The sequence below is a fragment of the Micromonospora sp. R311 genome (genome assembly GCF_056780015.1).
The window spans coordinates 211,941-238,128 of the sequence record NZ_JBSWCE010000006.1; the positions used below are offsets into that span (position 1 = coordinate 211,941).

At 74.2% G+C, this 26,188-nt stretch carries 26 protein-coding genes; 15 read left to right on the forward strand and 11 right to left on the reverse strand.

Features of this window, described 5'->3' with window-relative positions:
• Positions 1-9 precede the first annotated feature (9 nt).
• Positions 10-744 carry a VOC family protein gene (locus tag AC1WTP_RS07285; protein ID WP_481648444.1) on the reverse strand — a complete coding sequence of 245 codons (735 nt, stop codon included), beginning with the start codon at positions 742-744 and terminating at the stop codon, positions 10-12.
• Positions 745-902: 158 nt separating this feature from the next.
• Complete coding sequence (locus AC1WTP_RS07290; RefSeq protein ID WP_481648445.1) at positions 903-1,502, reverse strand: cadmium resistance transporter; 600 nt, start codon at positions 1,500-1,502, stop codon at positions 903-905.
• A gap of 233 nt (positions 1,503-1,735) precedes the next feature.
• Between AC1WTP_RS07290 and AC1WTP_RS07295 the strand changes: the two genes are divergently transcribed.
• From AC1WTP_RS07295 to AC1WTP_RS07305, 3 genes are all read left to right on the forward strand, one after another.
• A complete protein-coding gene (locus tag AC1WTP_RS07295; protein ID WP_007462679.1) occupies positions 1,736-1,963 on the forward strand; it encodes a helix-turn-helix domain-containing protein in 228 nt (75 codons plus the stop codon).
• Positions 1,964-2,009: 46 nt separating this feature from the next.
• Complete coding sequence (locus AC1WTP_RS07300) at positions 2,010-2,777, forward strand: enoyl-CoA hydratase/isomerase family protein (RefSeq protein WP_481648446.1); 768 nt, start codon at positions 2,010-2,012, stop codon at positions 2,775-2,777.
• Between the two features lie 112 nt (positions 2,778-2,889).
• The gene (locus AC1WTP_RS07305) at positions 2,890-4,866 is read left to right on the forward strand and encodes an ABC transporter ATP-binding protein (RefSeq protein WP_481648471.1); all 1,977 of its coding nucleotides are present in this window, start codon (positions 2,890-2,892) and stop codon (positions 4,864-4,866) included.
• Between the two features lie 3 nt (positions 4,867-4,869).
• Here the strand turns inward: AC1WTP_RS07305 and mug are convergent, their stop codons facing one another.
• The 6 genes from mug to AC1WTP_RS07335 form a co-directional block, all read right to left on the reverse strand.
• The gene (gene mug / locus AC1WTP_RS07310; RefSeq protein WP_481648447.1) at positions 4,870-5,544 is read right to left on the reverse strand and encodes a G/U mismatch-specific DNA glycosylase; all 675 of its coding nucleotides are present in this window, start codon (positions 5,542-5,544) and stop codon (positions 4,870-4,872) included.
• Positions 5,541-6,302 carry an SDR family oxidoreductase gene (locus AC1WTP_RS07315; RefSeq protein WP_481648448.1) on the reverse strand — a complete coding sequence of 254 codons (762 nt, stop codon included), beginning with the start codon at positions 6,300-6,302 and terminating at the stop codon, positions 5,541-5,543. Before AC1WTP_RS07315 ends, mug begins: the two co-directional genes overlap by 4 nt.
• A gap of 91 nt (positions 6,303-6,393) precedes the next feature.
• The gene (locus AC1WTP_RS07320; protein ID WP_481648472.1) at positions 6,394-6,828 is read right to left on the reverse strand and encodes an SCO6045 C-terminal-like domain-containing protein; all 435 of its coding nucleotides are present in this window, start codon (positions 6,826-6,828) and stop codon (positions 6,394-6,396) included.
• Between the two features lie 200 nt (positions 6,829-7,028).
• Positions 7,029-7,847 (reverse strand): MbnB/TglH/ChrH family RiPP precursor modification enzyme, encoded by an 819-nt coding sequence (locus AC1WTP_RS07325; protein ID WP_481648449.1) that lies wholly within the window; start codon positions 7,845-7,847, stop codon positions 7,029-7,031.
• Positions 7,844-8,752, reverse strand: coding sequence for a TIGR04222 domain-containing membrane protein (locus AC1WTP_RS07330; RefSeq protein WP_481648450.1), 909 nt, complete (start codon positions 8,750-8,752; stop codon positions 7,844-7,846). The genes AC1WTP_RS07325 and AC1WTP_RS07330 overlap by 4 nt, the downstream gene beginning before the upstream one ends.
• A 162-nt stretch (positions 8,753-8,914) precedes the next feature.
• Positions 8,915-9,487, reverse strand: a complete 573-nt coding sequence (locus AC1WTP_RS07335; protein WP_447140035.1) for a TetR/AcrR family transcriptional regulator — start codon at positions 9,485-9,487, stop codon at positions 8,915-8,917.
• Between the two features lie 105 nt (positions 9,488-9,592).
• Between AC1WTP_RS07335 and AC1WTP_RS07340 the strand changes: the two genes are divergently transcribed.
• The 3 genes from AC1WTP_RS07340 (at position 9,593) to AC1WTP_RS07350 (ending at position 12,377) form a co-directional block, all read left to right on the forward strand.
• Positions 9,593-10,462: a carbon-nitrogen hydrolase family protein gene (locus tag AC1WTP_RS07340; protein WP_481648451.1), complete on the forward strand. Its 870-nt coding sequence runs from the start codon at positions 9,593-9,595 to the stop codon at positions 10,460-10,462.
• A 112-nt stretch (positions 10,463-10,574) separates the two neighbouring features.
• Entirely contained in the window at positions 10,575-11,219 is a 645-nt protein-coding gene (locus AC1WTP_RS07345) for an HAD family hydrolase (RefSeq protein ID WP_481648452.1), read from the forward strand.
• Positions 11,220-11,447: 228 nt separating this feature from the next.
• On the forward strand, positions 11,448-12,377 hold the full coding sequence (locus tag AC1WTP_RS07350) for a serine protein kinase RIO (RefSeq protein WP_481648453.1): 930 nt from the start codon (positions 11,448-11,450) through the stop codon (positions 12,375-12,377).
• A gap of 52 nt (positions 12,378-12,429) precedes the next feature.
• Here AC1WTP_RS07350 and AC1WTP_RS07355 read toward each other — a convergent pair whose 3' ends face one another.
• Positions 12,430-12,678, reverse strand: coding sequence for a DUF2630 family protein (locus AC1WTP_RS07355; RefSeq protein ID WP_447140031.1), 249 nt, complete (start codon positions 12,676-12,678; stop codon positions 12,430-12,432).
• 102 nt (positions 12,679-12,780) lie between these two features.
• On the opposite strand from AC1WTP_RS07355, the gene AC1WTP_RS07360 reads away from it, so the two are divergent.
• The 8 genes from AC1WTP_RS07360 to AC1WTP_RS07395 all read left to right on the forward strand — a co-directional run bounded on the left by AC1WTP_RS07360 (position 12,781) and on the right by AC1WTP_RS07395 (position 21,972).
• Positions 12,781-13,698: an N-acetyltransferase family protein gene (locus AC1WTP_RS07360; RefSeq protein WP_481648454.1), complete on the forward strand. Its 918-nt coding sequence runs from the start codon at positions 12,781-12,783 to the stop codon at positions 13,696-13,698.
• 161 nt (positions 13,699-13,859) lie between these two features.
• Positions 13,860-15,245 carry a cytochrome P450 gene (locus AC1WTP_RS07365; RefSeq protein ID WP_481648455.1) on the forward strand — a complete coding sequence of 462 codons (1,386 nt, stop codon included), beginning with the start codon at positions 13,860-13,862 and terminating at the stop codon, positions 15,243-15,245.
• A gap of 5 nt (positions 15,246-15,250) precedes the next feature.
• On the forward strand, positions 15,251-16,150 hold the full coding sequence (locus AC1WTP_RS07370; protein WP_481648473.1) for a terpene synthase family protein: 900 nt from the start codon (positions 15,251-15,253) through the stop codon (positions 16,148-16,150).
• Positions 16,147-17,784, forward strand: coding sequence for a prenyltransferase/squalene oxidase repeat-containing protein (locus AC1WTP_RS07375; RefSeq protein ID WP_481648456.1), 1,638 nt, complete (start codon positions 16,147-16,149; stop codon positions 17,782-17,784). The genes AC1WTP_RS07370 and AC1WTP_RS07375 overlap by 4 nt, the downstream gene beginning before the upstream one ends.
• Positions 17,785-17,883: 99 nt before the next feature.
• Positions 17,884-20,484, forward strand: a complete 2,601-nt coding sequence (locus AC1WTP_RS07380) for a sensor histidine kinase (RefSeq protein ID WP_481648457.1) — start codon at positions 17,884-17,886, stop codon at positions 20,482-20,484.
• A gap of 90 nt (positions 20,485-20,574) precedes the next feature.
• Complete coding sequence (locus tag AC1WTP_RS07385; RefSeq protein ID WP_447140026.1) at positions 20,575-20,997, forward strand: roadblock/LC7 domain-containing protein; 423 nt, start codon at positions 20,575-20,577, stop codon at positions 20,995-20,997.
• Positions 20,998-21,002: 5 nt separating this feature from the next.
• Entirely contained in the window at positions 21,003-21,389 is a 387-nt protein-coding gene (locus tag AC1WTP_RS07390; protein WP_088992931.1) for a DUF742 domain-containing protein, read from the forward strand.
• Positions 21,370-21,972, forward strand: coding sequence for a GTP-binding protein (locus AC1WTP_RS07395; protein ID WP_481648458.1), 603 nt, complete (start codon positions 21,370-21,372; stop codon positions 21,970-21,972). Before AC1WTP_RS07390 ends, AC1WTP_RS07395 begins: the two co-directional genes overlap by 20 nt.
• 102 nt (positions 21,973-22,074) lie before the next feature.
• Here AC1WTP_RS07395 and AC1WTP_RS07400 read toward each other — a convergent pair whose 3' ends face one another.
• Complete coding sequence (locus tag AC1WTP_RS07400; RefSeq protein ID WP_481648459.1) at positions 22,075-24,930, reverse strand: aconitate hydratase; 2,856 nt, start codon at positions 24,928-24,930, stop codon at positions 22,075-22,077.
• A 160-nt stretch (positions 24,931-25,090) separates the two neighbouring features.
• On the opposite strand from AC1WTP_RS07400, the gene AC1WTP_RS07405 reads away from it, so the two are divergent.
• Positions 25,091-25,447, forward strand: coding sequence for a VOC family protein (locus AC1WTP_RS07405; protein WP_481648460.1), 357 nt, complete (start codon positions 25,091-25,093; stop codon positions 25,445-25,447).
• 43 nt (positions 25,448-25,490) lie between these two features.
• Here the strand turns inward: AC1WTP_RS07405 and AC1WTP_RS07410 are convergent, their stop codons facing one another.
• The gene (locus AC1WTP_RS07410) at positions 25,491-25,874 is read right to left on the reverse strand and encodes an ArsC/Spx/MgsR family protein (RefSeq protein WP_481648461.1); all 384 of its coding nucleotides are present in this window, start codon (positions 25,872-25,874) and stop codon (positions 25,491-25,493) included.
• Positions 25,875-26,188 lie beyond the last annotated feature (314 nt).

Sequence of the window (26,188 nt, forward strand, 5' to 3'; positions counted from 1 at the left end):
GGGTTTGGGTCAGCCCGGGGTGAGGAGGCAGAACTCGTTGCCTTCCGGGTCGGCGAGGACCGTCCACGGGACGCTTTGGCCCAGGTCGATGGGGGTGGCGCCGAGAGTCCGCAGCCTGGCCGCCTCAGCCACCAGGTCGTCGCCCGGATAGGGGCGGACGTCGAGATGGACGCGGTTCCACACGGTCTTCACGTCGGGTGTACGGATGAACCGCAGATATGGGCCGACGCCCTTGGCGGAGCGCAGGACCGCGTTGTGGTCGGTCACCGTGTGCAGGGTCCAGTCCGTGGCTTCGCTCCAGAAGCGGGCCATGGCTCGCGGATCCGCGCAGTCGGCCACTACCGCGGCGATCGGTCCGGTGTCCCGGTAGAGCGGTTGCGGGTCCAGCACGCAGAACTCGTTGCCCTCCGGGTCGGCCATGACCGTCCAGGGGACGTCGCCCTGGCCTATGTCGGTGGGTGTTGCGCCGAGATCCTTCAGGCGCGTGACCAGCTCCGCCTGATGGGTCGCCGAGGTGGTGGCGAGGTCGACGTGCACGCGGTTCTTCACCGTCTTGGGTTCGGGGGAGGCGATGAGGTCGAGGCAGACGGCGACGGGGTCGGGGTAGACGAAGCCCTCGGGTTCGAGGTTGGTCACGCCGGGTCCCTCGCTGGAGACTCCCCAGCCGAGCGCCTGCGCCCAGAAGCCGCCCAGCGCGGAGTCGTCCCGGGCCTTCATGTTGATTTGAACGAGCCGCGTTGCCATGCCGACGATGCTAGGTGTTCTGCCCACCCCCTGCCCATCGCCCCTTGATCATGAAGCTGTCGTCGGCCGTGCCGGCGTTCCGGCGACAGCTTCATGATCAATTGCGCCGCCGGCGCCCCCGCCCGCGCTGTGCGGCGTTGGCGGGCCGGGTGGGCGGGTCAGCGGGGCAGGGTGAGCAGGTGGGTGAGGACGCCGGAGGTGGTCAGGATGACCACGCCGATGGCGATGAAGATGGTCGGGACCAGCCAGTGGCCGGCGCGTTCGACCAGGCGGGTCACCCGGGGATGGTTGCCGAGCCAGGCGCCGGCCGCGCACCATAGCGCGATCAGCACCACGAAGACCAGCAGGAAGACCGCGCTGTCAGCGGGGCCGAGGGCGCGGAACACCGGCACGTAGACAGCGACGTTGTCGGCGCCGTTGGCGATCGTCACCCCGGCCACGCCGAGCGCGGACCCGACCACCGCGGGGGCCTCGTCGTCGTCGGTGTCGAGCAGGGCCCGCACGCCGAGCGCGATCGGGAGCAGCCCGAGCAGCCCGGTCCACGGGTCGGGCACCACCAGCAGCCCGGCCGCGACCACCGCGCTGGCCACCGCGAGCGCGCCGATCCCCAGGTACTGCCCGGCGACGATCTGCCACGGGCGGGGCCGGCCGGTGGTGCGGGCAGCCACGAAGAACAGGGTCAGGATGACGATGTCGTCCACGTCGGTGGCGGCGAACACCACGGCCGCGCCGACCGCGGTGCCCAGTAGATCGATCACCCGGGCAGGGTACGGCCCGGCCCGCCGCCCCCGGTCCGGCACCGCCGCCGCGCCCGCCCGGTCCGCCGGTGCCGGGTGGCCGGACGGCCGTCCGGGGCGTCACCCTATCGGGAACCTGACATCGCATAGCGTGTCGATTGGCGAAGAGTTGATATCTGGCGCATGATCGTTCGAGGCGGTCTAATAGGTGGGACCGTATCCGAACCGCACAGTCTGGGACGTGAGGACACAGCATGGCAGCCACGGGCACAGCCACCAGCACTGAGAAGGGTCGCCGGATCGTCGGAGCCGAGCGTCAGACGCTCGCCAAGGACCTGGTAAAGCGGTATACCTCGGGGGAGAGCATCCGCGCGCTCGCGGCCTCGACCGGCCGTTCCTACGGGTTCATCCACCGGGTGCTCACCGAGTCCGGGGTGCAGCTGCGGCAGCGTGGCGGGGCCCGGCGCCGCAAGAAGGCGTGACCCGCCCACCAGCGTCGTCCACCAGCGCCGCGCCCCGGGCCGCCCGGTGACCGCCGAGGCGACCGGGGTACGGCTGGACTGCGACGGGCCCGTCGCGACGGTGACGTTGTGCCGGCCCGACGTGCTCAACGCGCAGACCCCGGCGATGTGGCGCGCGCTGAGCGACTTCTCCCGCGACCTGCCCGGTGACGTGCGCGTCGTGGTCGTCCGCGGCGAGGGGCGGGCGTTCTCCGCCGGCCTCGACCTGTCGGTGGCCGGCGCGTCCGGGCCGGGCTCGTTCGCGGAGCTGGCCACCCTGTCCGAGCCGGAGTGCGCCGAGCGCATCGCCGAGTTCCAGGCCGCCTTCACCTGGCTGCACCGGCCGGACGTGATCTCCGTGGCGGCCGTGCAGGGTCACGCCATCGGCGCCGGCTTCCAGCTCGCGCTCGCCTGTGACCTGCGGGTCCTCGCCGAGGACGCGAAGTTCTCGATGGCCGAGGTGACCCTCGGCCTGGTGCCCGACCTCGCCGGCACCAAACGCCTGGTCGACCTGGTCGGCTACTCCCGCGCGCTGGAGATCTGCGCCACCGGCCGGCGGATGGACGCCGCCGAGGCGGACCGGATCGGCCTGGCCACCCTGGTCGTGCCGAACGCCGAACTCGACGGCGCGGTCCGTGACCTCACCGCCGGGCTGCTGGCCAACAACCGGGACGCGGTGGTGGAGATCAAGGCGCTGCTGACCGGCGCCGGCGCCCGGTCCGCCGCCGAGCAGCAGCGGGCCGAACGGGAGGCGCAGACCCGTCGGCTGCGCGATCTCGCCGGACGGGGAGAATAGTAAGGACCGTTCGGGAAGATCCGGGTTACGACCGAGGTTGTCAGAGTCGTCGGGAGAATTGACCTGACGGTGTGGTCAGCCCGACGACCCGGAGGTGAGTGTGTCCAACCCGATGTCCGGTGGCGGCATGGGCGGCTGGAGCATGCTCCGGTCGATGCGCAGCCGGGACGAGATCTCCGCCCACCGGCTCCAGCGCGGCGTGGCCGGCCGCATCGTGGACTTCGCCCGTCCCTACCGCCGCGACATCGTCGTCTTCCTGGTCACCGTGGTGCTGGCGGCGATCATCGGGGTCGCCACCCCGGTGCTCGCCGGTGACGTGATCGACGGCATCAGCCGGGGCGGCCCGGAGGCCGGCTCGCTGGTCGTCCGGCTGGCGCTGGTGATCGCCGCGCTCGCGGTGGTCGACGCGCTGCTCTCCCTGGCCCAGCGGTGGTATTCGGCCCGGATCGGCGAGGGCATCATCCTCGACCTGCGCACCCGGGTCTACGACCACGTCCAGCGGATGCCGCTGCAGTTCTTCACCCGCACCCAGACCGGCGCCCTGGTCAGCCGGCTCAACAACGACGTGCTCGGCGCCCAGCGGGCGTTCACCTCGACCCTCTCCGGTGTGGTCAGCAACGTCATCCAGCTGGTGCTCACCGCCGCGGTGATGTTCACCCTCTCCTGGCAGATCACCGTACTGTCGCTGGTGCTGCTGCCGGTCTTCATCATCCCGGCCCGCCGGGTCGGCCGGCGGCTGGCCGAGATCACCCGCGAGTCGTACAACCTCGACGCCAAGATGAACGCGACGATGACCGAGCGGTTCAACGTCGCGGGCGCCCTGCTGGTCAAGCTCTTCGGCCGGCCCGAGGTGGAGGCCCGCCGGTTCGCCGGCCGGGCCGAGCGGGTGCGCGACATCGGCATCCAGTCGGCGATGTACTCGCGGACGTTCTTCGTGGCGATGCTGCTGGTCGCCTCGCTGGCCCAGGCGCTCACCTACGGCCTCGGCGGCTGGCTGGCGGTCACCGGTTCGGTGAGCGCCGGCACGGTGGTGACCCTCGCCCTGCTGCTCACCCGCCTCTACGGCCCGCTGACCGCGCTCTCCAACGTCCGGGTGGACGTGATGAGCGCGCTGGTCTCCTTCGACCGGGTCTTCGAGGTGCTCGACCTCGAGCCGGCCATCCAGGAGAAGCCGGACGCCGCGCCGGTGCCCCGCGGCAACGGCCGGGTCGAGTTCCGCGACGTGCGGTTCCGCTACCCGAGCGCCGCCGACATCTCGCTGGCCTCGCTGGAGGAGGTCGCCACGCTGGACCGGACGGTCAACGAGCCGGTACTCAAGGGCGTCTCGTTCGCCGTCGAGCCGGGGCAGATGGTGGCCCTGGTCGGTCCTTCCGGCGCGGGCAAGTCGACGCTGTCGATGCTGATCTCCCGGATCTACGACGTCACCGACGGGCAGGTGCTCGTCGGCGGGGTCGACGTCCGCGACGCCACCCTCGACTCGCTGCGCGACGAGATCGGCGTGGTCACCCAGGACTCCCACCTGTTCCACGAGACGATCGCCGAGAACCTGCGCTACGCCAAGCCGGGCGCCACCGACGACGAGCTCTGGGCGGCGCTGGCCGGCGCCCAGGTCGCCGACCTGGTGCGCTCCCTGCCCGACGGCCTGGAGACCACCGTCGGCGAGCGGGGCTACCGCTTCTCCGGCGGCGAGAAGCAGCGCATCGCGATCGCCCGGCTGCTGCTCAAGGCCCCCTCGATCGTGATCCTGGACGAGGCGACCGCGCACCTGGACTCGGAGAGCGAGGCGGCGGTGCAGCGGGCGCTGTCGGTGGCGCTGACCGGGCGGACGGCGCTGGTCATCGCGCACCGGCTCTCCACCGTCCGGGACGCCGACCAGATCCTGGTCCTCGACGACGGGCGGATCGTGGAGCGGGGCCGGCACGACGAGCTGGTCGCCGTGGGCGGCCTGTACGCCGAGCTCTACCGCACCCAGTTCGCGGTGGCCGACTCGCCCACCCCGTACGCGAACGCGACCGGTCCCGAGCCGGTGGCGCTGCCGATGCGCTCGTACGTGCCCGACGAGGCGCTGCCCCCCGCCGCGGCGAACTGACGGTCAGCCGGTCGCCACGGCCCGCAGCTCGGCGAAGGCGGCGCCCAGCGTCACCGGGGTGAAGTGGGCGTTCAACCCGCTGGGGTTCGGCAGCACCCAGAGCCGGGCACCGGCCAGCGGCTCCGGCTGCGGGCCGAAGCCGGCCTTCGGCCGGGCGAACCCGATCCGGTACGCGGTCACCCCGAGGACGGCCACCCACCGGGGCTGGTACCGCTCGACCTTGCCGGTGAGGACCTCCGCACCCGCCACGAGCTCGGCGGCGGTCAACTCGTCGGCCCGGGCGCTGGCCCGGTCGACCATGTTGGTGATGCCGAGCCCGTAGCCGGGCAGCTCGTCCTGCTCGCTCGGGTGCAGCTGGCGCGGGGTGAAACCGCCGCGGTGCAGCGCCGGCCAGAACCGGTTGCCGGGCCGGGCGAAGTGCCAGCCGGTGGCCGCCGACCAGAGCCCCGGATTGATCCCGACGAAGAGCACGTCGAGCCCGGGCGCGATGACGTCCGCAAGGGTCCGGTCCGCCGCGGCGGCCAACTCCTCCCGGGTGGGCCGGGGCCAGGGCCCGCCCGCCCGGCTCCGCGCCGGCTCCGACCGCGCCCCGCCGTCGGTCCCGGGTGACGGCGGTGCAAAGCGCCCGGGCCCGGATCGGCCCGGGCTGCCGGGGCGCCGGGCGCGGCCGGCGGTCACAGGCCGCGCAGCGCGCCACCGTCGACCGGGACGGTGACCCCGGTCAGGTAGCTCGCCGCGGGGGAGAGCACGAACGCGGCGACCCGGCCGAACTCCGCCGGCTCGCCGATGCGGCGCAGCGGGATGGCCGCCTCGGCCTCCGCCCGCGCCCGGTCGGCGTCGCCGGTCGCGGCGAACAGTTCCCGGTTGCGGTCGGTCATGATCCGTCCCGGCAGCAGGCCGACCACCCGGACGCCGCGGGGGCCGTACTCGTCGGCGACGTCCTTCGCCGCCCCGACCAGGCCGGGACGCAGGCCGTTGGAGATGCCCAGCCCCGGCACCGGGCCGCGGGCCGAGGTGGAGAGCACCAGGCCGATCGCGCCGCCCGGGGAGAGCGTGGCGGCCATCGTCCGCACCATCCGGATCGTGCCGAGGAAGACCGTCTCGAAGGAGCGCCGCCACTGCTCGTCGCTGATTGAGGCGGCGCTGCCCCGCGGCGGTCCACCCACCGAGACCAGCGCCCCGTCGAGCCGGCCGAAGTGCTCCCGGGCTGCCGCCACCAGGCGCTCCGGAGTGTCCGGGTCGGTCAGGTCGGCGGGCAGCCCGACCGCCCGCCCGGGCCCGCCGAGTTGCTCGGCGGCCGCGGTGACCGCGTCCGCCTCCCGGCCGGAGAGCACCACCCGGGCGCCGTCGGCGACCAGGCACTCGGCCGTGGCGTAACCCAGGCCGCGGGAGGCGCCGGTGAGCACGTACACCCGATCCGTCAGTCCGAGATCCATGCGTCGATCCTCCCGCATCCGGCCGGATCCGCCAGTCACGGGCTCGGCGCCGGGCGGCTGCCCGGATCCGGGCGGGCGCCGGCGCCGGTGGTCAGCGCCGGGCGGGCCGCAGCAGGCGTACCCGACCGGCGAGCTGCACCGCGACGGCGCCGCCGGCGCGCCCGAGCCCGGGCAGCCGCCGGGGCCGCGGGGCCCGGCCGCCGTCGTAGCGGTCGGTCGCCTCGCGCACCGCCAGCTCCTCCGCGCCGAGCGGGGGCAGCACGCCGCGGTCGCGCAGCGCGCGGGCCAGGTCCCAGCCGTCGCGCAGCGAGCCCGCGGTGGGGCGGCCGGCCGCCCAGCCGGCGAAGGTGGCCGGCCAGTCCGCGCCGAAGCCGGCGGCGAGCAGCGGCCAGTGCCGGGCGACGTCGCCGGCTCGCTTGCGCAGCAGCGCCGCCCGCGCGGCGGCCAGCGGCGCCGGGGCGAAACCGGGCGGCGCCGGGGCGCCGGCCACCAGCGCCGCGACCAGTTCCGCCTGCCGGGCGGCCAGGTCGCCCGCCGGCCGCCCGGCTGGTTCGGCCTCCGGTCGCGCAGCCGGGTCGGCTGAGGGTCGCGGGGGCGGATCTGCCGCCGTCCGCGGGGCCGGATCGGCTGCCGGTCGCGGGGCCGGGTCGGCCGCCGTCCGCGGGGCCGGATCTGCCGCCGTCCGCCGGCGAGGATCGGCTGCCGGTCGCGCGGCCGGGCCGGTGGTCACGTGACCACCGGGAAGCCGGACGCGGCGGCGAGGGCGTCCAGTTCGGCGCGGAGCGTGGCCGCGGGCGGGTAGTGCCCGTCCCGTTCCAGCAGCAGCGCCGGCGGCCGGCGCCGCGCGCACAGCCTGCCGAGCAGGTCGAGCACGCCGGCGGGCACCGGGTCGGTGTGCGTGTCGTGGTAGAAGCCGCCGTGCTCGGCGCCGCCGGCCACGTGCGCGTAGGCGACCCGCTCCAGCGGCAGCCGGTCCAGCAGCGCCACCGGGTCGGTGCCGCGGTTGCGCGCGTTGGCGTACACGTTGGCGACGTCGAGCAGCAGCAGCGCCCCCGTGCGGTCCAGGATCTCGGTCAGGAACGCGGCCTCGTCCAGCTCGTCGTCCGGCCAGTCGAACAGCGCCGCGATCGGCTCCAGCGCGAGCGGCACCGGCAGCTGCGCCTGGGCACGGTCCACGTTGGCGCAGACCGCGTCGACCGCCTCCCGGGTACGCGGCAGCGGCAGCAGGTGACCGGCCTCCAGCCCGCCGGCCCGGACGAACGCGATGTGCTCGCTGACCAGCGGGGCGTCCACCAGTTGCGCCACCGCGGCCAGCTGGCCGACCCGGGCCGGGTCGACCGGCTCCGCGCCGCCGAGGCTGAGCCGCACGCCGTGCGGCACGACCGTGACGCCCCGGTCGCGCAGCGCGGCCAGGCCGGCCGGCAGCGGGCCCGCCGCCGGCACGGACTCCGCCACCACCTCGACGAAGCGCAGCCCGGGCAGCTCGGCCACGAAGCCGGCGATCTCCGGCCGCCAGCCGATGCCCACCCCGGTGGGACCGGTCATCCGCCGCACCCCCCGCCGCCCCCGCAACCGCCGCCGCCCCCGCAGGAGCTGCCGCCGCCGCAGGAGCCGCCGCCGCTGCCGCAGCCGCCGGTGCCGCCGTTGCTGCCCAGGGCCTGCCGCTGGATCTCGGCCTGCTCGGCGAAGCCCGGGTCCATCGCCCAGAGCGAGGCGGTGCCGAACAGCGCCACGCCCATCGCGGCGCCGGCCGCGCCGTAGGTCGCGTACGCGGGGGCGGAGGCCGGCGCGAGGTGGACGTGGCGCTGGCGCAGGTTGCGCAGCGCGGCCCGACCGGCCCGGGTCCGGTACGGCACGCGGGCCAGGATCAGGACGGCCACCAGGATGCCCACCAGGCTGAGCGCGAGCCAGCCGACCGGCCGGTCGTTGGAGAGCCCCTGGAAGAGCCGGAACACGCCGAGGGCCAGCAGGAGCACCAGGGCCATCGCGCCGCGCCGGGCCGACTCGCGGCGGGCCGGCGACAGGGCCAGCCCGCGCTGTTCGAGGTCGGCGGCGAGCTGGTTGAGCGCCGCCGCCACCCACTGGTCCGTACGCACCTCCGAGACCCGGGCCCGGCGGGCGGCCGCGTTGTGGACCGCCTGGGCCAGCGGGGTGGCGCCGGCGGGCATCGGGCCGGTCGTGACGAGGCGGCGGTCCGGCCCGACGCCGAGGGAACCGGTGCCCCGCAGCGCCCCGAGCGTGGCGTGCACGGCCAGCGGCGCTCCGCCGTTGAGGTAGGCGGCCTGCTCCGGGCTGAGCAGGTCGTACCCGGGAGCGCGGGAGCCGGCGAGCACCCGGGCCCGGTGCACCGCGGCCAGGACCACGACCAGGACGGCCGCGGCGAGGTAGAAGCGCAGGAAGGCGGGGCCGGGGATACCCCAGGTGTCGCCCGGTGCGGCAAGGACGGACATCGGCTGCTCCTTCTCGCCGGAGGGATCGGCGGCCTCATTGTGGAGCAGGACCGCCACGCCGTACCGCCCCGCGCCGGGCGGCGCGGCACCTTCCGGCCGCCCCGGCGGGGGAGCGGGGCGGGGGTGGGCGTCGGGGGGCCTGGCGGCCCGCGGTGCCGGCGGTCAGCGCCGGCGGACCGCCTCCTCCACGAGGTCCAGCACCCGGCCGAGGTCACCGGCCGGCCGGCCCATGGCCAGGTGCAGCACCAGACCGTCGTAGGCGAGTTCCAGGAACTGCGCCAGCACGTCGATCGGGACGTCCTCGCGCAGGACGCCGGCCTCCCGCTGGCGGGCCAGCCGCTCCCGGGTCGCCTCGGCGATGGCCGCCGACCGCTCGGCCCACCGCTTGGCGAACGCCGGGTCGGTGCGCAGCCGCCGGGACACCTCCAGCTGGCTGCCGAGCCACCCGGTGGTGTCCGGGGAGACCGCCCGGGCCAGCAGGTCCCGCATCACCTGGACCAGACCGTTGCGGGCCACCGTCTCCACCATCACCGCGGCGTCGTCCTCGGCCACCGCGAGGAAGAGCGAGTCCTTGTCCCGGAAGTGGTGGAAGATCGCGCCCCGGGAGAGCCCGGTGGCCTCCTCGAGCCGGCGTACGGTGGCGCCCTCGTAGCCGTGCCGGGCGAAACACGCCCGCGCCGCGGCGAGGATCTCCTGCCGGCGCGCGTCGAGCTGGTCCTGGCTTACTCTGGGCACGAGTCGATCGTGACAGGTCACCCCGCGTCATGCAAACCGTACGTACGGCTTGGGTTCGGCCGTCGGTTGATCACTCCGCCGCCGCGCTCCCGATAGGATCGCGCCGTGACACCACCCCCCGCCCCCGCCGCCGTACCCGCCGTACCGCTGACCGTGGCGGCCGTGCAGGCCGAACCGGTCCCCGGCGACGTGGCCGGCAACGCGGCGACGGCCGCCCGGCTGGTCCGGCAGGCCGCCGCCCGGGGCGCCCGGGTGGCGGTGCTGCCGGAGCTCTTCCTGCCCGCGTACCACCCGCCGACGCTGGCGGCCGATCCGGCCGGCACCGACGTCGCGGCCGACCCGGCGGCGGGCGTCGACGACCCGCGGCTGGACCCGCTGCGGGCCGCCGCCCGCGACGGCCGCACGGTGGTGGTGGTCGGCGCGGCGGTCCGGCACCCGGACGGCCGGCGGACCATCTCCTCGCTCGTGGTCGACCGGGCCGGCGGCATCCGGGTCGGCTACGACAAGCAGCAGCTCTGGGGCGACGAGCGGGACCTGTTCACCCCCGGCCGGCGGGGCGCCACCCTGCTGGTCGACGGGTGGCGGCTCGGCCTCGGCATCTGCTACGACGGCTGCTTCCCCGAACACGGCCGGGCCGCCGCGGCCGACGGGGCGCACGGCTACCTCTGCCCGAGCGGCTACCTGGCGGGCTCCGAGCACCGCCGTGACCTCTACTACCCCGCCCGGGCGCTGGACAACACGATGTTCGTGGTCTTCGCCAACGCGGTCGGCGGCGAACCGCCGTGGCGGTTCAACGGCGGCGCGGCGGTCTACGACCCGGAGGGCCGCCCGCTGGCGCGGGGCGCGGACACCGGCGAGGACGTGCTGGTGGCGACGCTCGACCCGGCCACCCTGGCGGCCACCCGGGCGGCCCACTCCATGCTGGCGGACCGTCTTGCCGACCAGGGACCCGCCCGGGCGGTGCTCACCGCCTGACCCGGCGCGCGAGCCGGCGCCCCTGGTCGCCCCGGAGGGCCCCGCCGCTCGTCCCGGGAGGGAGACCGCCGGGCCCTGTCGGCGGGGCACCGGCGTCCCGTAGGGTGCCCGAGTGCCGCTGCTCCTGCTGGACCTGGACAACACCCTGCTCGACCGGACCGGCCCGTTCCGCGCCTGGGGTGAACGGTTCCTGGACGGCATCGGCGCGCCGCCGGCCGACATCGACTGGCTGGTCTCCATCGACGCCGACGGGCTCACCGACAAGTGGGACGTGGCCGACGCCATCCGGGACCGGTACGCCCTGCGCATCCCCTCCATCGACCTGGTGGAGGAGCTGTACGACGGGGTGGTGGCCAACGTCCGGCTGGACCCGCTGGTCGCCTGCGCGCTGCGGATCGTCGACGACGCCGGGTGGGTGCCGGTGGTGGTCAGCAACGGCACGGTACGCCAGCAGGAGGCGATGATCCGGCGGACCGGACTGGACCGGTTCGTGGCCGACTGGGTGATCTCCGAGGAGGCCGGGGTCAGCAAACCCAACCCGAGGATCTTCGCGCTGGCCGCCCAGCGGGTCCGGATGCCGTTGCGCGGGGCCTGGGTGGTCGGCGACAGCCCGGAGGCGGACATCGGTGGCGCCGCCGCCGTCGGCCTGCCCAGCGTCTGGCTGCACCGGGGGCGTACCTGGGCGGACCCGCGGTTCGCGCCGACCCGGACGGCGGACGGCCTGATCGCCGCCGTCGCCACCGTGCTCGCCGGCTGAGCGCAGCCGCGGGCCCGGGACGGCGTGTGGCGGCCGACCCGGCGGCGACCACGCCGCGCGCCCGGGCGGGTAATTCGGTTGACCGGCCGCGACCGGGTCGCGAGCATGGTCGGCGCATGGTGCGATCCCGGGCGTGCGCCCGGTCGAGGAGAGGGGGTCGGTCATGGCCGTCTTCGCAGGTCACTTCCACCTGCCTCCATCAGCCTCGAGCAAGGGATCACCACCGCAGTGCGCGATCACGACCTTCCGGCGCCCGAGCGCCGTACCCGCGGCAAGCGCCGCTTCGACGACGACGAACCGTTCTTCCTGAAGCGCGGCCGGGCAGCCGAGCCCGCCGCCCTCGCCGACCCGGACGCCGGGCCGGACCCGGACACCGGAGAGCGTTGGTCCTCCTGGGACGACGCCGTGCACGGCCCGCAACCCCACCCGGACTGGCTGGTCACCGAACTGGCCGCCAGGGACACCGAACTCGGTGTGCTCAAGACCGGCAAGGAGGCGGACGTCCACCTGGTCCGCCGGGCGGTGCCCGACACCGACCGGTCCTGCCTGCTGGCCGTCAAGCGGTACCGGGACCCCGAACACCGGCTGTTCCACCGCGACGCCGGCTACCTGGAGGGGCGCCGGGTGCGCCGGTCCCGGGAGATGCGGGCGATGGCCGGCCGGACGGCCTTCGGCCGGCAGATGATCGCCGGGCAGTGGGCGGCGGCCGAGTTCGCCGCGCTCTCCCGGCTCTGGGAGATCGGCGCCGCGCACGGCCGGATCGCCGTGCCGTACCCCGTCCAGCTGCGGGGCACCGAGCTGATGCTGGAGTTCGTGGGCGAGCCCGAGGAGGGGCGGGCCGCGCCCCGGCTGGCCCAGCTGCGGCCCGATCCCGCCCAGCTGCGCGACCTGTGGACGCAACTCGTCGACGCCCTGGTCGTCCTCGCCCGAGCCGGCTACGCGCACGGCGACCTGTCGCCGTACAACCTGCTGGTACACCGGGGGCGGCTGGTGCTGATCGACCTGCCCCAGGTGGTCGACGTGGTGGCCAACCCGCAGGGCCCGGAGTTCCTGGCCCGGGACGTCCGGGTGGTCAGCAGCTGGTTCGCGGCGCGCGGCCTGCCGGCCGACCCGACCGCGCTGACCGGGGAACTGCTGCGCGAGGCGGGCATCCGCTGAGACGCGCGCGTGCCGGGCGACCCGAGGGCCGCCCGGCACGCGCCGCCGGATCTCACTGGAGGTAGCGCTCGACCTCCGGCTTGGGGCGTACGCCCTGGGCGTCCGGGTCGCCGTGGGTCTGCCGGGCCGCCCGCCGGCGGCGCAGCAGGTCCCAGCACTGGTCGAGGGATTCCTCCAACTCGCGCAGCCGCTCGCGGGCCTCGTCGTCGGTGCCCGTCTCGTTGGCCTGCGCGTCCGCGCGCAGCCGGTGCTCCTCGTCGACCAGCTCGGAGATCCGGTTCAGGATGGTCTTGTCGTCCATGCCCCTGAGCCTGGCACAGGGTGCCCGGACCCGCGCGGATTCGTCCCCGGCCGATCCCGTCCGATCCGTGCGGGCCGACCCGCTGCGGTAGGTTGCCGGGCCATGACCGCCACCGTCCGCCCCGGCGGCCCGAGCGACGCCGAGGCCGTCGCCGAGCTGCTGCGGGCCACCCAGCCGTACATCGCCACCCCGGAACTGGTCCGCTGGCAGCTGACCGGCGCTCCGGCGGCGGAACGCTTCGGGCTGCTGGTCGCCGAGGCCGGCGACGAACTGGTCGGGGTCGCCCGGACCGGGCTGCTGCACGAGAGCGGCGAGCCCGGGTGGGGCTTCGTCAACCTGTCCGTGCACCCCCGGTGGCGGGGCCGCGGCGTGGGCTCCACGCTGCTCGCCGCCGCCGAGGCGCGGCTCGTCGGGCTCGGCGTGCGGCGGGCGTACGCCCGGGTGGCCGACGAGGCGGCGGCGGTCTCCTTCGCCGACCGGCGCGGCTACCGCCCCGGCCGCCGCTCGGTGCTGCTGGGCCTGGACCTGGCCGCCGCGGCGCTGCCCGAGTCCCCGCCGGTGGCGGTGCCGGTGCGGCTGGCCGCGGCGGCCGACCTGGACGACCCGCGCCCGCTCTACGAGGCCGACCTGGACGCCGCCCGGGACGAGCCCGGTGACGTCGGGATGGCGGAGGTCGGCTACGCCGACTGGCGGGCGGCGTACTGGGAGCGGCCGGACCTGGACCGGGCACTGACCACGGTGGCCGTCCTGGACGAGGTGGTGGTCGCCTTCAGCGTGGCGCTGACCGACGGCCGGGACCGCTACCAGTCGGGGATGACCGGAACCCGCCGCGACTGGCGCGGCCGGGGGCTGGCCCGGCTGGTGAAGGACGCGTCGCTGCGCGCGGCCCGGGCCGCCGGCTACCGGCAGGCCGTCACGGTCAACGACGCCGGCAACGAGGCGATGCTGGCGCTGAACCGGCGGTACGGCTACCGCCCGATCGGGGCCGAGTACCGCTACCTGCGGGATCTGCGGCCCTGAGGGTTCCCGCACCCTTCCCTTGTGGAGCAAGGGATTGCCGACCGCGAAAATTTCTCTTGGTGCGACTAGAGAAAGTTGATTCGGCAATGGCATGCTCGGCTGAGCGTTGACTCATCACAGTCACGCCATGACGCACAGTTGCCGAAGGGGGCACAGAGCACGTGGGAGTGTCACACACCGCGCACGTCCACACCCGACGGGCGGACGCGGTCCCACTGCGCCAGGTGGTGCCGAGCCTGCTCCGTGATCCGGCGCGGGCATTGGTCGAATTCGGGGAACGGTCCCGAGGCGAGGTGGTCAAGCTCAACCTCGGTTCGTTCCGTCCCTACCTGGTCACCCGGCCGGAGCACCTGCAACAGGTGCTCCGGGAAAAATCCACGAACTACGTCCGGGCCGGTGACGGGCTCCAGTGGCGACCGCTGAAGCGGTTGTTCGGCGAGGGCATCCTCAGCGACGGCGAGTACTGGTCGAACAGCCGGCACATCCTCCAGCCGCTGTTCACCGCGCGCCGGATCGACGGGCTGGTCGACCGGCTGGCCGAGGCGATCGAGGACGCGGTCGACGAGCTGGACGCCTCGGCCCGGGCCGGCCGCCCGGTCGACATGGGCACCGAGCAGGCCCGGATCGTCTGCTCGGCGATCATGCGGGTCTTCTTCGCCGACAAGATCTCGGTGCCGGACGCCATGAAGATCATGGAGGCGCAGGACGCGATCGCCTGGTCGGTGATGCCCCGCATCATGGTGCCCTGGGCCCCGCTGACCGTGCCGATGCCCGGTGACCGCGCCTTCCGTCGGGCCGTCCGGCTCATCGACGACCTGCTGCTGCCGATCGTCCGGACCTCCCGGGAGACCGCGGAGTCCGACGGGGACGACATCATCTCCACCCTCTGGCGGGGCCGCACCGAGGACGGCAGCCGCCTCGACGAGCGTCAGGTCCGCAACGACACGGTGGCCATGGTGGCCACCACCACCGAGACCACGATCAGTGTGCTCACCTGGCTCTGGCCGCACATCGAGCGGGACCCGCAGGTCGCCGCGCGGCTCTACGAGGAGATCGACCGGGTGGTCGGCGACGCACCGGTGCGCCGGGAACACCTGCGCGAGCTGCGCTACACCAGGCAGGTGCTCGACGAACTGCTCCGGCTCTACCCGATCGGCTGGCTCTTCCCGCGCCGCGCGGTCGAGGCCGACGTGATCGGCGGGGTGCGGATCGAGGCCGGCGCCACCCTCGTGGTCAGCCCGCTGATCACCCACCGGATGTCGATGTTCTGGGACCGCCCGGAGGTCTTCGATCCCGACCGGTTCGCCCCGGAACGGGCCCGCAGCCGGCACCGCTACGCGCACTTCCCGTTCGGCGGTGGCCCGCACCAGTGCCTGGGTATGCATCTGTTCTACCTCGAGGCGACACTGATCGTGGCCACCCTGCTGAGCCGCTACCGGTTCCGCCTCCAGCGACCGGAGGTGCCCGGCATCAAGGTGGCGGCGGCGCTGCGACCGCTCGACCGGGTCGAGCTGACCCTGCGGCCGGCCCGGAGCGCCGCGGCATGAGCCCGCTGCCCGCGTCGCCGCCGGTCGCCGGCGGCGACCAGATCGCGCTGGCCGCCGGACAGGGGCGGATCTGCGCCCTCGCCGCCAAGGGCCAACGTGACCTGGCCGAACGCGCCGCCGCGTACCCGGAGCTCTTTCCGCCCCGGCCGTTCGACCCGGCGCTGTTCGGCAACGTCGCGATGGCCATCGCGTTCGGCGCCCCGTGGTGCGACCTCGACCAGCTGCGGATCACCAACCGGGCGGTGCTCTGGGGCTTCGCGGTCGACTGGCAGGTCGACTACGTCGCCAAGAGCCGGGACGAGATCGACCGGTTGACGGCCAACTGCCTCGCGGTGGCCGACGGCGCCGCCCCGGCCGCCGACGATCCCCTCGGCCGGTTCCTCGCCGAACTCCGCGACGAACTGGCCGCCGTGCCGGCGTACCGGACCCACGCCCCGGTGTGGCGCGCCGAGCTGCAAAAGGTGCTCGACGCGATGGCGCGGGAGTGGGACTGGAAGCAGAACGCCGGCGGCGGCCTGCCCACCCTCGACGAGTACCTGGACAACGCCGACAACCTGGCCTGCACGGTGGTCAACGTCGTGCACTGGATCCACTCCGACGACCCGGCCACGCTCGCCCAGCTGGACGAGCTGGTGGTCGCCAGCGCCGAGGTGCAGCGGACCCTGCGCCTGGTCAACGACCTCGGCACCTACGAGCGGGACCTGCGCTGGGGCGACCTCAACGCGCTGCTGCTGGTGGACGATCCCGCCGAGGTGCGGCGGCGGATCGACGAGCTGGTCGGGCGCGCCCGCGAGCTGCTGGCCCCGCTGCGGGACAGCTGCCCGGTGCAGGCGGACTACCTGGCCCGGCAGATCGGCTTCAGCAGCGGTTTCTACCGGTCCACGGACTTCTGGGGTGCGCTGTGACCAGCGCGCGGCTCGACCCGGCGGCGCAGTCGGAGATCATCGCGGCGGCCCGGGAACTGCTCGCCGCGATGGCCCTCGAACCGGCCGGCCGGGTGACGGCGTCGGTGTACGAGACCGGGCGGCTGGTGGCCCACGCGCCCTGGCTCACCGGCCACCGCCGGCGGCTGACGTACCTGCTGGGCAGCCAGCGCCGCGACGGCGGGTGGGGCGCGGCCGGCGGGTACGCCTTGGTGCCGACCGCCAGCGCGGTGGAGGCCCTGCTCGCCACGCTGCGCGCCGGCGGCGGGGACGGCCAACCGTCCCCGGCCGACCTCGCGGCCGCGGCCGGCCGCGGCCTGGCCGCGCTCGACGGGTGGCTCGCCGAGCGGCTGCCACTGCCGGACACCCCGGCCGCCGACCTGATCGTGCCGGCGCTGGCCGAGCGGATCGACGCCCACCTCGAGTGGTTCGACGACCGCCCCGGCACCGGCCCGGACGGCTGGGCCGGCCGGCGTCTGCCCCGGGTGGACCGGCGGCGGCTGGACGGGCTCGGTGCGCTGCTGGCCAGCGGCCGGCCGGTGCCGCAGAAGCTCCAGCACGCCTTCGAGGTGCTCGGCCCGGCGGCCCGGGGACGGCCCGACGTCGCGCCGGTCGCCGGCGCGGTGGGGGCCTCGCCGGCGGCCACCGCCGCCTGGGTCGGCGACGCCCCGGACGCGGTGGAGCCGGCCGTGACGGCCTACCTGGCGGAGGCGGTGCGCCAGCACGACGGCCCGGTGCCCTGTTGCACCCCCATCACGGTCTTCGAGCGGGCCTGGACGCTCGGCAGCCTGGCCCGGGCCGGCGTGCCGGTGCGGCCGGCGCCGAAGCTGGTCGCGGAACTGGCCGGCGCGCTCGGCCCGCAGGGCGCCCCGACCGGGCCGGGCCTGCCGGCCGACGCCGACACCACCTCGGCCGCCCTCTACGCGCTGGCCCGGCTCGGCCACCCGGTGGACCCGGCCAGCCTGCTCCACTACGACGTGGGCAGCCACTTCTGCACCTGGCGCGGCGAGGACGGGCGGTCGATCACCACCAACGCCCACGTGCTGGAGGCGCTGGGCTGGCACGCCCGGCACTCCGCGGCCGGCGCCGCCCGGTACGGCGACCGGGTCGCCGCGCTCGCCGGCTGGCTGCGCGAGCAGCAGCAGCCCGACGGGCGGTGGTCCGACCGCTGGCACGCCTCGCCGTACTACGCCACCTCCTGCGCGGTGCTGGCGCTGGACGGCTACGCGCCGGCCGAGGTGGGCGGGGCGGCGGTGGACCGGGCCGTCGACTGGGTGGTGGCCAGCCAGCGGCCGGACGGGTCGTGGGGGCGCTGGAGCGGCACCGTGGAGGAGACCGCGTACGCGCTGCAGGTGCTGCTGGGCGTCGACCGGCCGGTGCGGCCGGGCGTGCCCGAGGCGGCGCGCCGGGGCCTGCACCACCTGGTCACCGTGGACGGTCCCCGGTTCGACCCGCCACTGTGGCACGACAAGGACCTCTACGCTCCGGTGCTGATCGTCCGGGCGGCCGTGCTCGCGGCTCGGCAGCTCGCGCTGACCAGATCGGACCTGCTCGGGGCGGGTGTGGCGGCGCCGCGCGAGGGGTCGTCGGACAAATCCATGATCAGGAGCGCTTGAGTGACGAAGCGGACGCTGCTAGCGTGCGCCGGGGTCGACGCGTGCGCGTACGTGCGCGACTGACTGACGGATCACACAGGCCACGCCAGGGACGGTGTAATGGGTTCCCGCAGTTCGAATCTGCGTACCAAGGTTGTCGCCCTGCTCGCCTCGCTGGTCGCGCTCTGGAGCTTCACCGCCTGGGTGACCATCCGGGACGGCGTGAACCTGCTCGGCGTGCAGGCGTTGGACAGCAAGGTCTTCAACCCCACCGAGCCGCTGCTGCTGCAGCTGCAGTTGGAACGCCGGACGTCGCTGACCTTCCTCGGCCGTCCGGACGACGGGCAGCGGGCGGCCCTGGCCGAGGTGCGGCAGCGCACCGACCAGCTGGCCGCGGACTTCACCGAGTCCATCGACAGCTGGCAGGTCGCCGCGCTGGGCAGCGACACGCTCGACCAGCGCCTGGACGAGCTGGTCGGCGAGCTCGAGGCGCTGCCGGGCACCCGCACCGCGGTCGACGACAAGAGCATCGACCGGGCCGAGGCCGGCGGTGCGTTCACCGAGCTGATCGAGTCGATCTACCGCGTCTACGACGCGCTCGGCAACCTCGACGACGAGCAGGCCGCCGAGGACACCGCCGCGCTGATCGGCCTGAACCGGGCCCGCGAGCTGCTGTCCCAGGAGGACGCCCTGCTCGCCGGGGTGCTGGCCGCCGGGCGGATCACCCCCACGGAGCGGGCGGAGTTCACCCGGATCGTCGGCGCCCGGCAGTTCACCGCCGCCCAGGCGATCGTCCGGCTGCCCGCCGCCGACCAGCGGCGCTACGACCAGATGTCGACCGGCGAGACCTTCCGGCGGTTGGCCGACCTGGAGAACCGGGTCATGCAGAGCGAGTCGGGCAGCCGGCCGGCGGTCAACGCGGCCGACTGGAACGGCACCACCGGTCCCGCGCTGACCGAGATCGCCGATGTGGTGCTGGCCGGTGGCGACGACATCGTCGAGCGGGCCACCCCGATCGCGATCGGCGTCATCGTCCGGCTGGTGCTCGCCGCCGGCCTCGGCCTGCTCGCCGTCATCGCGTCGATCATCGTGTCGATCACCACGGCCCGGGCCCTGGTCCGCCAGCTGGAGCGGCTGCGCGAGGCGGCCTTCCGGCTGGCCAACGAGCGGCTGCCCGGCGTGGTCGAGCGGCTGGGCCACGGCGAGGAGGTCGACGTGGCCAAGGAGGCGCCGCCGCTGGAGTTCGGCGACGACGAGATCGGCCAGGTGGGCAAGGCCTTCAACGCGGTGCAGGAGACGGCGATCCGGACCGCGGTCGAGCAGGCCGAGCTGCGCCGCAACGTCCGCGAGGTGTTCCTCAGCCTGGCCCGGCGCACCCAGGCGCTGGTGCACCGCCAGCTCACCCTGCTCGACGCGATGGAGCGGCGGGAGCAGGACGCGGAGGAGCTGGAGGACCTGTTCCGGGTCGACCACCTGGCCACCCGGATGCGGCGCAACGCGGAAAACCTGATCGTGCTCTCCGGCTCCACGCCCGGCCGCGCGTGGCGGCGCAACGTGCCGATGGTGGACGTGGTCCGCGGCGCGGTCGCCGAGGTCGAGGACTACACCCGGGTCAACGTGCTGCCGCTGGGGCCGGTGTCGCTGACCGGCCGGGCGGTGGGTGACGTCATCCACCTGCTCGCCGAGCTGATCGAGAACGGCCTGTCGTTCTCGCCGCCGCACACCACCGTCGAGGTGCGCGGGCAGATGGTGGCCAACGGCTTCGCCATCGAGATCGAGGACCGCGGCCTGGGCATGAGCGAGGACGACCTGGCCGCCGCGAACCACCGGATCGTGGACCAGTCCGACCTCAACCTGGCCAACGCCTCGCGGCTGGGCCTCTACGTGGTGAGCCGGCTGACCGAGCGGCACGGCATCCGGGTGCAGCTCAAGGAGTCCGCGTACGGCGGCACCACCGCAGTCGTGCTGATCCCGGCCGACCTGGTCACCGCCGACGGCGAGGACCCGAGCACCTCCGGCGGCTTCCCGGTCGGCGCCCCGGCCACGACCGGCACGCTGGCCACGGGCGCCGGCGCGGCCTTGCCGGCCGCCGAGCAGCCGCCCGCACCCGTGGCGGCGCCGGTGGCGCTGGCCGAGCCGCCGGCCGTCGCCGAGCCGGAGCAGGTGGCCCCGGTCGCCGCCGGCGGTGACGGTGTGGCCACCGACGGCGGTGACGGTGGGGGACTGCCCACCCGGACCCGCGGCCGGACCCTGCCGGTCGGCGAGGACCCGCTGTCGAACCGCGCGCGGCGCTGGTCGGAGCAGGCGGCCCTGGACGGGCCGACCTTCCCGACCGGCCTGCCGATGGCCGCCGTGGCGCGCCCCGAGGTGGATGCCGCGACGACCGGCGGCCCGGCCGCCCCGGCGCCCGCCAGCGACGGCACGCCGGCAACCAACACCCGGCCGGACGGCGCCAGCGCCGCCCGGTCGGAAGCGGCCCGGACCGACGCCGGGCTGCCCGTCCGGATCCGGCAGGCCAACATCGTGCCCGAGTTGCGCGATGAGCCGGCCGCAGCGGACGACGACGAGGACGTGGTCCGTCCGCCCGAGCAGGTACGCCGGATGATGAGCTCTTATCAGACCGGCACCCGGCGCGGGCGTACGGACGCGGCGCGACTGCTCGGCGGGCCCGGCGCCAAGCCGGATTCCGGGCCCGACCCCGACGAGCAGCAAGCGACCTGACCGGTGCCGCGGCGCGGAATCCCGCCCGCGAGGTGACGGTCAGCCCCACACGAGCACGGCGACAACAGCCGGGGGAGAAGAGGACGACGAGTGGCGCAGAAGACGGCTTCGAGTGCCGACCTGACGTGGTTGCTGGATGATCTGGTCGGCCGGGTGAAGCAGGCCGAGCATGCGGTCGCGCTCTCGACGGACGGCCTGCTGATGGCCTCCTCGCAGGGGCTCAGCCGGGACGACGGAGAGCACCTCGCGGCGATGGCGGCCGGGATCCAGAGCCTGGCCCGGGGTGCCGGCAAGCGCTTCGGCGGCGGGCAGGTGCAGCAGACCATCATCGAGATGCAGTCCTCGTTCCTGTTCGTCACGGCCGCCGGGCGCAACGCCTGCCTCGCCGTGCTGGCCAGCGAGGACGCCGACGTCGGCCTGATCGCCTACGAGATGGCGATGCTGGTCACCCGAGTCGGCAAGTTCGTCGCCTCGCCGACACGCAACGCCGAGCAGTCGACCGGCGAGAAGTAGCCGCGATGACGGTGCAGGGAGAATCCGCGGAACATCAGTGGGTGGACGACCATGCGGGTCCGGTGGTGCGTCCGTACGCGGTGACGCGTGGCCGGGCCCGCCCGGTCACCGGCACGTTCGACCTGATCTCCCTGGTGACGGCGACCCGGGCCGACGTGACGCCGGAGGTCGGCCTGGGCCCGGAGCACCTGGCGATCGTCGGGCTCTGCCAGCGGATGCAGTCCGTCGCCGAGATCGCCGCCCACCTGGACCTGCCGGTGGGCACCATCCGCGTCCTGCTCGGCGATCTGGTGGCCCGCAACCTGGTGCAGGTCCGCGAGCCGCGGAACACGGCCGGCCTTCCCGACAACAGCGTTTTCGAGGCGGTAATCAATGGACTACGGGCACTCTGAGCGGCCGGCGGGAGCGACCCCACTGCCCACCGCGATCAAGATCCTGGTCGCGGGTGGATTCGGCGTGGGCAAGACCACCATGGTCGGTGCGGTCAGCGAAACACGCCCGTTGCGTACCGAGGAGGTGCTGACCGAGACCGGCGTCGGCATCGACGACCTGTCCGGCGTGGAGAGCAAGACCACCACCACGGTGGCGATGGACTTCGGACGCATCACCATCAGCGACGACCTGGTGCTCTACCTCTTCGGCACCCCCGGGCAGGACCGCTTCTGGTTCGTCTGGGACGAGCTGGCGCTCGGCGCGATCGGCGCGGTGGTGCTGGCCGACACCCGCCGGCTCGCCGACTGCTTCCCCTCCATCGACTACTTCGAGGGGCGGGGCACCCCGTTCGTGGTGGCGGTGAACTGCTTCGAGGGCGCCCGGCAGTACCGGCTGGACGAGGTGCAGGCGGCGCTCAACCTGGACCCGGGGGTGCCGGTGCTGCTCTGCGACGCCCGGCAGCGGGAGTCCAGCAAGGAGGTGCTCATCACGCTGATGGAGCACGCCATGAAGACCCGGGACGCCCGCCGCCGCGCCGAGTGACCCGGCCGGCTCCGGCGGCCGGTCGCCCGGCGTCACCGGCCGGAGGTGTACGACGAAGGGCCCCTTCCCGCTCGCGCGGGAAGGGGCCCTTTCGCCGTGGTGTCAGCTGGCGATCATGCGCCGCAGCACGTACTGCAGGATGCCGCCGTGCCGGTAGTAGTCCGCCTCACCCGGGGTGTCGATCCGGACCACCGCGTCGAACTCGACGCCGGTGTCGGTGCTGACCTTGACCGTACGCGGCGTCTCGCCGTCGTTCAGCGCGGTCACCCCGGAGATCGAGAACGTCTCGGTGCCGGCCAGGCCGAGCGACTCGGCGGTCTCGCCGGCCGGGAACTGCAGCGGCAGCACGCCCATGCCGATCAGGTTCGAGCGGTGGATCCGCTCGTACGACTCGGCGATGACCGCCTTGACGCCGAGCAGCATGGTGCCCTTGGCCGCCCAGTCCCGCGACGAGCCGGAGCCGTACTCCTTGCCGGCCAGGACGACCAGCGGGACGCCGGCCTCCTGGTAGTCCACGGAGGCGTCGTAGATCGAGGTCTGCTCGCCGGTCAGGTGGTTGACCGTGAAGCCGCCCTCGACGCCCGGCACCAGCTGGTTGCGCAGTCGGATGTTGGCGAAGGTGCCCCGGATCATCACCTCGTGGTTGCCCCGGCGCGAGCCGTACGAGTTGAACTCGTGCCGTGGCACGCCGTGCTCGGCGAGGTACTTCCCGGCGGGGGAGTCCGCCTTGATCGAGCCGGCCGGGGAGATGTGGTCGGTGGTCACCGAGTCGCCCAGCTTGGCCAGCACCCGGGCGCCGGCGATGTCGGTGACCGCCTTCGGCTCCCGCTGCATGCCCTCGAAGTACGGGGGCTTGCGCACGTAGGTCGACTCGCCCTCCCAGGCGAACGTGTCGCCGGTCGGCGTGGGCAGCGACTGCCACCGCTCGTCACCGGCGAAGACGTCCGCGTACGCCGAGCTGAACCCGGAGGCGCCGATCGCGGAGGCGATGACGTCCTGGATCTCGGCGGTGTTCGGCCAGATGTCGCGCAGGAAGACCGGGTTGCCCTGGCTGTCCTCGCCGATCGGCTCGTTGGCCAGGTCGATGTCCATCGTGCCGGCGAGCGCGTACGCGACCACCAGCGGCGGGGACGCCAGGTAGTTCATCTTGACGTCCGGGTTGATCCGGCCCTCGAAGTTGCGGTTGCCGGAGAGCACCGAGACGACGGCCAGGTCGGCCTCGTTGACCGCGGCGGAGATCTCCTCGGGCAGCGGGCCGGAGTTGCCGATGCAGGTGGTGCAGCCGTAGCCGACCAGGTGGAAGCCGAGCTTCTCCAGGTAGGGCGTGAGGCCGGCCCGCTCGTAGTAGTCCATGACCACCTTGGAGCCGGGTGCGAGGGTGGTCTTCACCCACGGCTTGCGGGTCAGGCCCTTCTCCACCGCGTTGCGGGCCAGCAGCGCGGCGCCGATCATGACCTGCGGGTTGGAGGTGTTGGTGCAGGAGGTGATCGCGGCGATCACCACGGCACCGTGGTCCAGCTCGAACTCGGTGCCGTCGGCGCCGGTGACCCGGATCGGGTTGGTGGCGCGCCCGCCGGCGCCGACCGCGGCCGTCGCCAGGTCGCGCGGGGCGTCGGCCGGGTCGTTGACCCCGTTGGCCGGCGAGTCGCTGGCCGGGAAGGACTCGGCACTGGCCTCGTCGGCGTGGCCCACGACCCCGAACGGCTTCTCCTGCTGCGGCACGCCGGGCTTGCGGCCCCGGTCGGCACCGGTCTCGTCGGCGGCCACGTAGTCGGTCAGCGCCGAGCGGAACAGCGTCTTGGCGCTGCCCAGCGGCACCCGGTCCTGCGGGCGCTTCGGGCCGGCCAGGGACGGCTCGATGGTGCCCAGGTCGAGCTCGAGGCGCTCCGAGTACTCCGGCTCGGCCTCCGGGTCGTGCCAGAGGCCCTGCTCCTTGGCGTACGCCTCGACCAGCGCGACCTGCTGCGGGTCGCGGCCGGTCAGCTCCAGGTAGCGGACGGTCTCGGCGTCGATCGGGAAGATCGCCACGGTGGAGCCGTACTCGGGCGACATGTTGCCGATGGTGGCCCGGTTGGCCAGCGGCACGGCGCTCACGCCCGGGCCGTAGAACTCGACGAACTTGCCGACCACGCCGTGCTTGCGCAGCATCTCGGTGATGGTGAGCACCAGGTCGGTGGCGGTGGTGCCGGCCGGCATCTCGCCGGAGAGCTTGAAGCCCACCACCCGCGGGATCAGCATGCTGACCGGCTGGCCGAGCATCGCGGCCTCGGCCTCGATGCCGCCGACGCCCCAGCCCAGCACGCCCAGGCCGTTGACCATCGTGGTGTGCGAGTCGGTGCCGACCACGGTGTCCGGGTAGGCCTGCCCGTTGCGCTCCATCACCGTACGGGCCAGGTACTCGATGTTGACCTGGTGCACGATGCCGGTGCCCGGCGGGACGACCTTGAACTCGTTGAACGCGGTCTGGCCCCAGCGCAGGAACTGGTAGCGCTCCCTGTTGCGCTGGTACTCCAGCTCGACGTTGCGCTCGAAGGCGTCCTCGCGGCCGAACAGGTCGGCGATGACCGAGTGGTCGATGACCAGCTCGGCCGGGGCGAGCGGGTTGACCTTGGCCGGGTCGCCGCCGAGGTCGCGGACGGCCTCGCGCATGGTGGCCAGGTCGACCACGCAGGGCACGCCGGTGAAGTCCTGCATGAGCACCCGCGCCGGGGTGAACTGGATCTCCACGCTCGGGTCCGCGGTGGCGTCCCACGCGCCGAGCTGCCGGATGTGGTCGGCGGTGATGTTCGCGCCGTCCTCGGTCCGCAGCAGGTTCTCCAGCAGGATCTTCAAGCTGTAGGGCAGCCGCTCGTGGCCGTCCACCTTGCTGATCTTGAAAATCTCGTAGCTCGCGTCTCCGACGCGTAGCTGGGTCTTCGCACCGAAGGTGTCGAGGCTCGCCACGTCGTACTCCTTCACACCAGCGACCGTGAGTAGTCCTGAGCAGTCTGTCGCACCGGTCGGAGTGCCGCCGTGGTTAGGGGACACTTACCGCCGATTCTCGCTTTCAACAAAACCGTACGTCCGTCTTGCTAACTCCGCAACCTCGTGCCATGGTTCGGGACGAGGAGGTACCACCATGATCCATCACGTTCAGCTGGCCTGCCCACGCGGCTCCGAGGAGGCGTCCCGGGCCTTCTACGTCGGCCTGCTCGGCCTGACCGAGAAGCCCAAGCCGCCGGTGCTCGCGGCCCGCGGTGGCTGCTGGTTCACCGGGTACGGCGCCGAACTGCACCTCGGCGTCGAGGAGGACTTCCGGCCCGCCCGCAAGGCGCACCCGGCCCTGCTCCGGCCGGACCTGGACGCGCTCGCCGCCCGGCTCGCCGCGGCCGGTCACCCGGTCACCTGGGGCGACGGCGAGCTGCCCGGGATGCGCCGCTTCCACACCGAGGACGTGCACGGCAACCGCCTGGAGTTCCTCGCCCCGCTCGCCTGACGGGCGCCGGGAGCCGCGCGGGCCGGCGTCGCCGCCAGGCCGGTCAGCCCGTGCGGTCGGTGCCGCCGGCGCGGCGTACGGCCTCGTCCAGCGCCTCAGGGGTACGACCGACGAGCGCGCCGCCGTCGTCGAGCAGCAGGATCGGGCGTTGAATCAGCTCCGGCGCGGCGACCATGGCCTCGATCCAGCGCGGCTCGGCCGCCGGGTCGCGCGGCCAGTCCGCCATCCCCCGGGCGACCGCCGCCGGCTCCTGGAGCCGGCAGACGTCCCAGGGCCGCGCGTCGAGCCGGCGCAGCACCTCGACCAGTTCCTCGGCGGTCGGCGGCTGGTCCAGGTACGGACGGAGCTGATAGCCGACGCCGGCCTCGTCCAGCGCCGACCGGGCGCCGGCGCACTTGGAGCAGGTGGGGTTGTTCCAGATCTCCATGCGCGCCATCGTGCCAGCCACCCGCGTGGGTGGCTCGACCCCGGGGTGCCGTCTGCCCGGCGTGCCCCCGGCCAGGTGGCCGTCGACTGTCCGGTCGGTCCTGTGGAGCTGATGTCGTAGGCGATTCGCGCCGGTCGGCCCCTTGTCCCGCCGGCCGGCCCCGTGACGCGCTCGGACCACACTTCTGACGCGGGCGGACCACACCTCCGATGGAGCCTGATACCGGAGAGGCATAAATATGGATCTTGTGACGTGTCTGTGGGTGGTCGGGCGCGTCGTTTATGGGGCACGCCGTTGTCCTGCCTAGGTTCTGG